Source organism: Pseudomonas sp. GW460-LB5, from assembly GCF_059423245.1.
This window is the reverse complement of the sequence record NZ_JBWKXT010000102.1, coordinates 4,932-12,755: the sequence shown is the minus strand read 5'-3', so window position 1 is coordinate 12,755 and position 7,824 is coordinate 4,932. Positions and strand designations below refer to the sequence as shown.

General features: G+C 58.2%; 7 protein-coding genes and 1 pseudogene. 3 read left to right on the top strand and 5 right to left on the bottom strand.

The annotated features are described in order from the left end of the window. Positions 1–135: pseudogene (locus tag AC07XM_RS30370) on the top strand (electron transfer flavoprotein subunit alpha/FixB family protein); the annotation flags it as partial. A gap of 35 nt (positions 136–170) precedes the next feature. Here AC07XM_RS30370 and AC07XM_RS30365 read toward each other — a convergent pair. The 4 genes from AC07XM_RS30365 to AC07XM_RS30350 form a co-directional block, all read right to left on the bottom strand. Then, on the bottom strand, positions 171–926 hold the full coding sequence (locus AC07XM_RS30365) for an amino acid ABC transporter ATP-binding protein (protein WP_082422073.1): 756 nt from the start codon (positions 924–926) through the stop codon (positions 171–173). Between the two features lie 11 nt (positions 927–937). Further along, a complete protein-coding gene (locus AC07XM_RS30360; protein WP_054833407.1) occupies positions 938–1,555 on the bottom strand; it encodes an amino acid ABC transporter permease in 618 nt (205 codons plus the stop codon). A gap of 51 nt (positions 1,556–1,606) precedes the next feature. After that, a complete protein-coding gene (locus AC07XM_RS30355) occupies positions 1,607–2,254 on the bottom strand; it encodes an amino acid ABC transporter permease (RefSeq protein WP_102690218.1) in 648 nt (215 codons plus the stop codon). A gap of 65 nt (positions 2,255–2,319) precedes the next feature. Beyond that, positions 2,320–3,108 carry an ABC transporter substrate-binding protein gene (locus AC07XM_RS30350; protein ID WP_102690217.1) on the bottom strand — a complete coding sequence of 263 codons (789 nt, stop codon included), beginning with the start codon at positions 3,106–3,108 and terminating at the stop codon, positions 2,320–2,322. A 282-nt stretch (positions 3,109–3,390) separates the two neighbouring features. Here AC07XM_RS30350 and AC07XM_RS30345 point away from each other — a divergent pair, with 282 nt between their 5' ends. Continuing rightward, a complete protein-coding gene (locus AC07XM_RS30345; protein WP_096426957.1) occupies positions 3,391–3,831 on the top strand; it encodes an Lrp/AsnC family transcriptional regulator in 441 nt (146 codons plus the stop codon). Positions 3,832–3,882: 51 nt separating this feature from the next. On the opposite strand, the gene AC07XM_RS30340 is transcribed toward AC07XM_RS30345, so the two are convergent. Further along, positions 3,883–6,930 (bottom strand): aminotransferase class III-fold pyridoxal phosphate-dependent enzyme, encoded by a 3,048-nt coding sequence (locus tag AC07XM_RS30340; protein ID WP_016486803.1) that lies wholly within the window; start codon positions 6,928–6,930, stop codon positions 3,883–3,885. 142 nt (positions 6,931–7,072) lie between these two features. Here AC07XM_RS30340 and AC07XM_RS30335 point away from each other — a divergent pair, with 142 nt between their 5' ends. After that, the gene (locus AC07XM_RS30335) at positions 7,073–7,513 is read left to right on the top strand and encodes an Lrp/AsnC family transcriptional regulator (RefSeq protein ID WP_016486802.1); all 441 of its coding nucleotides are present in this window, start codon (positions 7,073–7,075) and stop codon (positions 7,511–7,513) included. Positions 7,514–7,824 lie beyond the last annotated feature (311 nt).

Here is a 7,824-nt window from a genome sequence, read left to right as displayed (position 1 = left end):
CTGGCCGGCATGAAAGACTCCAAAGTGATCGTTGCGATCAACAAGGACGAAGAAGCGCCGATCTTCCAGGTGGCCGACTACGGCCTGGTCGCTGACCTGTTCGAAGCGGTGCCAGAGCTGGAAAAGCTGGCCTGACCCGCCTGCCTGGTTTTTGAAGAAACCCGGCCCTCTTACAAAGGGTCGGCTTGCAAATGCTTCTTCAAAAAAGCCCGGGTACGATCCTGCACCGGGTTCCTCAGAATGTCCCCAGGAGCCCCCTGTTCCACAACAACCCCACCATCCATGAATACGATCTGGTCTGCAACCTCGCCGGCAAAGCGCATCTCATGCGTGACGATCAACATGGTCATGTGCTCGGCCGCCAGTTGCTTCATTACCAGGTTCACCTCTTCCACAAGCTCCGGGTCCAGGGCTGAGGTCGCTTCATCGAACAACATCACCTTGGGTTGCATGGCCAACGCCCGGGCAATGGCAACGCGCTGCTTCTGCCCACCGGACAAGCGCGACGGATATTCGTCAATCTTGTTTTCCAGCCCGACCTTTTGCAGGTACTCTAGGGCCAGCGCTCTGGCCGCACTTTTCGAGTAGCCTTTGAGCTTCACAGGCCCTATCGCGACGTTTTCACAGACGGTGAGGTGCGGGAACAGATTGAAGTGTTGAAACACCATGCCCATTTGCTGGCGCACCCGATTGATGTGCTGCTCGAAGGCGCGGCCTTTCAAGGGGCGGTTGACCTGATCACCATCCAGCCAGATTTCACCGTCATTGAGCACTTCGAGATGGTTGATCGACCGCAGCAAGGTGCTTTTGCCAGAGCCACTCGGGCCGATGATAGCGAAGATCTGCCCACGCGAGACCGACAGGTCGATGCCCTTGAGCACCTCAAGTGTGCCGTAGGCTTTGCGAGCGCCCTTCACTTCTACCATAGCGTTGTTGTTCATCGTGACATCTCGACCTTGGCTTCAATAAGATGCAACCCCGCCTCGAGTACCAGATTGGCCACGTAGTAGATCACTGCGACGGCTATATAGAACTCAAAGGGGCTATACGTTTCGCTGACAGCCAATTGGGCGCTGTAGACGAGTTCGGCAATACCGATGATCGACACCAGTGAAGTGTCCTTCAGCAACACAATGAGGTTGTTCCCCAGTGGCGCAATGGTTTTTCTGAGCGCCTGCGGAACAATGATGTAGCGCTGGGTCATGGCTTTGCTAAGGCCAATCGAGCGCGCGCCCTCTATCTGGCCTGGGTCGACCGCCTCGATCCCGGACTTGATCACCTCAGCGTTGTACACCGCAAAATGCAGGCTTAGCCCGATTATCCCCGCAGCCAGCGCCGGAATATCGATACCCACCTGAACCAGCCCGTAATAGATCAGATACAGTTGCAGCAACAATGGCGTGCCCATCAACAGCCAGGTCACGAAGCGCACAGGCAGTGCCATGGCTTTCGGCGCATACAGGTCGATCAAGGCGAATAACACACCCACCATCAGGCTGATGACGCTGGAACAGAGAAACATGACAACCGTCCACCACAGACCGGTTGCCAGCATTTCATAGTAAGGCGTGATGACACTCAGGTTGAACCCTTCCACTGGCACTCCTCACTGGGTTGCGTAGCGCCGGTCCAGCACTTCCACCAGGTACTTGACCGCGTAGACCATGACGATATAAAGCAGCGCCGACACCATGAATATCTCGAACGGTCTGTAGGTTGAACTGATGAAGCGCTGCGCGGTGTAAGTCAGTTCGACCACCGAAATGGCCGACACCAGGGCAGAACCCTTGATCAGGCCGATAGCATTTACGCCAAGTGGCCTGATCATCAGCTTCATTGCCTGGGGAATGATGATGAACAACAGCGTCTGGCTGCGGCTGAAGCCAATCGACCGTGCGCCCTCCTCCTGGCCTGGGTCGACATTATCGATAGCCCCTCGAATGGACTCCGACATATACGCCGCTATATTCATGCCTAAACCGATCACCGCAGCAGCAAACGGCTCAAGCTCAATACCTATTTGTGGCCCACCAAAATAGATAATGAACAACTGCACCAGGCAGGGTGTACCGCGAAATACGCTGACGTAAATCTTGGCTGCCCACCGCAAGATAATAAATGGCGATAACCGGCACGCCACCAGCACGCAGGCAAGGAGTAAACCCAGTAAGAGTGATAGCAACGAAATCTGCACAGTTACCCAGGCGGCGTCCAGGAAGAACGGGTAGGTGCGATGGATCAATGACAGGTCCATAAAAACCACTCACAAAATTCAGCCAACCCGGCCCAACCTTTCGGTCAGGCCACTCCAGGTGTGCATCAGCGAATATCGCTACCCACCCATTTCATGGAGATTTCTTTATAGGTGCCATCGGCCAGAATCTCGTCCAGCGCCTTCTGCAACTGGGCCTTGAGTTCAGGGTTGTTTCTGCGAATGGCAATGCCCAGGCCTTCACGGCCACCCTGCTCGTCCGGCAGGCTGATGATGCGCACCTTCTGCCCGGTCTCTTTTACCGCAACCATGACCGGAATGCTGTCCATCACTACCGCGTCGATACGACCGGCTTCCAGGTCCACCAGCATTTCCGGTAAGCCTTTATAGGTGCGCACTTTAAGATTGCCGCGATTACGCGCCCATTTGTCATGCGAGTCGCCCAACGTAACGCCAACGGTGACATCCTTCAGGTCATCAAGCCCCTTGATCGAAGAGTCTTCCTTGACGCCGATGGTACGGCCTGCATGGTAATAAGGGCCCACGAAGTCGACGGCTTTCAGCCGCTCGGGGGTAATGGTCATCGAGGCAATGACAGCGTCATACTTCTTGGCCAGCAGCCCGGCGATAATGCCGTCAAACGGTGTGGTAATAATTTTTATGTTCACGCCCAAACGCTGAGCGAGTGCTTCACCCATAGAGGCATCGAAACCGACAATTTCATTTTTTTCATTGGCAAAGCTGAAGGGAGCGTATTGGCCGCTCATTGCCACGCGCAGTACTTTTGATGCTTGAACGGCCTGCAAGTCATCGGCGTGCGCCAAGCCGTGAGAGAACAACCCAGCCGCCGCAACAGCGGTGGAAGCCAGTAGCATCCTGGTTTTTCTTGCCAGCATCGAGGCACTCCTTGGAAGTTTCTATTTCTTATTGTCTTGGGTTCTGAGGCCCCAACCTTCACTGAGAGCTTTGCACACTGATCCCTTGAAATCACCCTGCAATGTGCGCGTTCGACTGGCACATTGCCGGAATCGACCGACACAATGCCGGCACTACTTCGGGCCTTGAAAAACTGGAGTAGTGTCTGCCGATGCACTAAAAACAAGCAAGTATTCGGCTGGTTTACCTACTGTACTTTGGGCGGCCAGTCACTTATCGGTGATCAGGCGGGAGTGTCAGCATTGCGCGAATTAGACGTCAAAGATCGAGAAATCCTCGACATACTCTCCAAGGAAGCGCGTGTGGCACTCAAAGCGCTGGCTGCAAGAGTTGGCCTGTCAAGAAGTGCCACCAGCGAGCGGGTTTTGCAACTGGAACGCAGTGGGGTCATTCGCGGATATCGCGCCGACATCGGTGAAATCGATGCCCATGTCATACGGGCAATCATCCTGGTAGCGCTGAAACGTACACCGGCACTTGGGTTGTTGGACCTTCTGGCACAGAACGCCCAGGTGAAACGGGTTTCATCGGTCAGCGGGCAGCTCGACTTGATAGTGGAGGTCGAAGCACGGACGATTGATGATTTGAACCGTGTGCGGGACGCCGTGGCATGCCACGACTCTGTAGATGACATTACTACGGCAGTAGTGTTGCGGCGTGACATAGACCGGCAGAAGGCGTGATGCAGGCGCGGCCTTGTGTCGCGCCTGCAAAGACCGCGTAGTCTGCAAAAGCTACTTCAGTGCTGCGGTAAAGCTGTCTTTCAGCACGTCGAGGAGGAAGTCGGCATTGGCCCGGCTGAAAATCATCGATGGCCGCATTTTCAGCACGTTGTCATGCGGGCCTTCAGTGCCGATCAATACGCCGCGTTCCCTGGCGCCATCAGCCACTTTCCGGGCCAGGGACGTGGCCGGCGCCTTCGACTTGCGGTCGGTGACCAGGACGATGCCGAGAAAAAGCCCAAGCCCGCGCACATCACCAATCACATCGAATTGCTGCTGAAGCTTGCGGAACCCATCGAGCAGGTAGTTACCAACACTCAAGGCATTTTCTTTCAACTGGTCGCGCTCGATTGCATTGAGCACCGCCAGGCCTACCGCGCACGACACAGGGTTGCCGGCGAAGGTATTGAAATACTCCATCCCATTATTGAAGGCATCGGCAACCTCACGCGTGGTGACAACCGCCGACATCGGGTGGCCGTTACCAATCGGTTTGCCCATGGTGACGGCATCCGGCACCACGCCCTGGGTCTCGAATGCCCACCAGTGGCTACCGACGCGGCCGAACCCGACCTGTACCTCATCGGCCAGGCAAAGCCCACCCTCGGCGCGAACCATGGCGTAGACCTCCTTGAGGTAGTTGTCAGGCAGGAACACCTGCCCCGCCACGCTGGGGATCGACTCGGCAAGGAAGAAGCCTGGGCCCTTGCCTGCCTTGCGTATGGCATCCAGCTGCTCTGCGACCGACTCGGCAAAACGCTTGCCATGCTCTTCCACTGGCCAGTGCCCGGGCGCGTAGTAGCTGTCCGGGACCATCGCCTCGTGAACATGTGCCGCCCTGCCCTTGCCGGCCTTGCGCTTGTACTTGTAAGGGCTAAGGTCGATGAGTTCTTGCGTGGTGCCGTGGTAAGCCCAGTCCAGCACGATCGCCTGGTCACTGCCTGTGTAGTTGCGCGCCATGCGCAGCATCAGGCTGTTGGCTTCACTCCCCGAACAACCAAAGGACGCTACGCAAAGACCCTCTGGCAGGGTACCGGTCAGGCGTTCGGCGTACTCGACGATGTTGTCGTGCAGGTAACGGGTGTTGGTGTTGAGTAGCGCAGCCTGGCGGGTCAAGGCCTCGACCACGTCGGGATGGCTATGGCCCAGGTGGCACACGTTGTTGAAGCAGTCCAGGTAGGCGCGCCCGAAGTTGTCGATCAGCCATACGCCATCACCACGCACGAACTTGATCGGGTCGGTGTACGAAATTGACAGGTTAGGTAGCAGCAGATCCTTGCGCTTGGCAATAATCTGGGCCTTGGTCATCCCTTGCTGGGTGTAGGTCTCTGGCGGGATACCCGCCAAGGCCGAGGCATCGGGGAACAGGTCGGCCCATACCTCCTGGTACTCGGGCTCACCCACGCCAATGACCTCGCTCGCACTCAGCTGGGTATCGGTGGTCATCTGCAGGTGCAGGTGGGGAATCCAGCCGCCGTTTTCATGATCGGTGCCCATGTAACCGACCAAGTCGCCGGCTTCGAGCTTGTCACCGGCTTTCAAGCGGCTGAGCGCTTCATGGGCCATGTGCCCCCACAGGGTCAGAAATGGCGGGCAACCGGGTGGCGTGTGCTCGATCATCACCAGGCCACCATACCCCAGCGGGTCTGGTTCAACCTCCACACTTCTGACAGTGCCAGCGACCGGTGCGTACAACGGCGTACCCGCTGGCATCACCAGGTCGACACCGACATGCAGTGTGCGGCGCTGCCCTTTGATGAAACGGGACTCGAACGCGCTGTCAGTGTAGATGGTGCGCAACTCCCCCCATGGCCCGATGGCCAATGGCACCTGGTGAGCAGCAGAAAACGCTTCCCACCAACGGGTTGCATCTGCAGGGCGCTGCTCAGCCGAGGCGATGGTCATCTCGTGGGTGGCGTCACCAAACGGTGCAATCACCTTGTTGAGGATGGCGGCGGACGGGCGCACCAGGTCGGCGAAGGATTTGTGGTTGTCCGCAATCCAGCGGCGGACATCACCCGCGCCTTCGATGGCATCGAAACCACAGGCCTTGCGCAGTATGCCGGTGGCCAGCCGTGGGTTCATCGAGTCGAGTTGTTCCAGCAGGCGCCAGGCAGGCGCTTCACTGATCGCCAGGTAGGGGTTGTGCTCTGTCTGATCCTGCCGGGAAGCGGAGAACGTGACGCTGACGACCAGGCGCATGGCGATCAGGTTGAACAACACATCAAGCTCTTGCGCCTGCAACGGGTATGTCTCGTGGAAACCGGCGGCCAGCGCAGCAGCAGCGCCGATCGGGTCGTCCATGTCCAGAATGGCGTACGCGCTGGCAATCGCGACCTCGGCAATCAGCACGGTATGCACGGCATCGCCAAAGTCGATGAAGCCCGTCACGGTACTGGTGGTTTCGGCATCGACCAGGATGTTCCAGTCGTTGGCGTCGTTGTGAATCACCTGCGCCCGGAGGGACGCCAGCTTGGGCTGTACGGTCTGTTCAAACCGGGTGATGAAGCGCTCGACAATGGCCCGGCGTTCAGGGCTCTTGATGAAGTGCAGGCGCGACCGGGAGCGCGCAGCATGGCGCAGATCCCAGTCAAGGTCGCGGACGGCACCCGGGTGCATGAAGCCCTGCAGTGCGCGGTCGAGTTCACCGAGTGCCCGACCGAAGTTTTTCATCAGGGCGAATGAGCGCCTGGCCTCGGCAAGTGGCGTACCGGCTAACCAGCTGACCAGGCGTACCGCGTGCGTTTCACCTGTGGCACTGGTCACCGATGGCAGGTAGTCGCCAGCCATGCTGGCCCGCAAGTGAGGCACGCGCAAATGCGCGCCGTGCACGGCCAGGTGATCAAGCAGCGCGGTTTGGAACTCGCTTTCCACCCTGGGTTCGCTGGCATTGACGATTTTCAGTATCCAGCCTGCATCCAGGCCAGTCTCCAGCCGGTAATTACGATCACGCTCCCCATCCAGGGGCGTGGCAGTGCCAGAGACATTGAAGAAATCTTTTGCAAGGCCCTCGGCTTCGCTTGCCGAAAACCGAGGTGCCGGGTGGGAAAGGTCTGTCATGTCATCACGTTCCGAGCGAGCAAATTGTTTTTCAATAGCTTGTCATGCACCACCGAAACCGACACCCTGCATACCGTCGGGATCAACAGGCATTATGCCGGTTCCGACCGGCATAATGACGGCAAGCTAATCAGGTGGTGCAATGCGTGAGCTGGACGCAAAAGATCGTGAGATTCTTGAAGTACTTTCGAAGGACGCGCGCATTGCGCTGAAGGCATTAGCCGGCCGCATAGGCCTTTCCAGAAGCGCCACGACCGAGCGCGTCGCCAACCTTGAACGCAGCGGGGTCATTCGCGGTTATCGGGCGGATATCGGCGAAATAGATGCCAATGTGATACGCGCGATCTTGCTGGTGACATTGCAGCGCACGCCTGCCATGGGGCTGCTCGACCAGTTGGCCACGGACGCACGCGTGCGGCGGGTTTCCTCGGTGAGCGGCCAGCTTGACCTGGTGGTTGAAGTGGAGACCCGGACGATCGACGACCTCAACCAGGTACGCGACAACGTGGCACGGCACGAATCCGTGGATGACATTACCACGTCGGTGGTCCTGCGCCGTGATATCGACCGGCAGGGTGCCTGACGACCTGCAGGATGGCACGGGCTTCGCCCGTGTTCGCGGGGCAAGCCCGCTCCCACAGTGACCACGCTCGCTTTCAGCCTTTGTGCGAGACAGTGGCTCTGCACGGGTATTCAGATTGGCCGCCAGCGCAGTTTATACCTGCCTAGCGAGTCAACCTGGCCCTGCTGTCTGACTCAAAATCCAGAAGCCTGCGCGGTCACTGTGGGAGCGGCTTTAGCCGCGAAGAATCTTGCACGGTGGATGGCACGGGCTTCGCCCGTGTTCGCGGGGCAAGCCCGCTCCCACAGTGACCGCGCTCGCTTTCAGCCTTT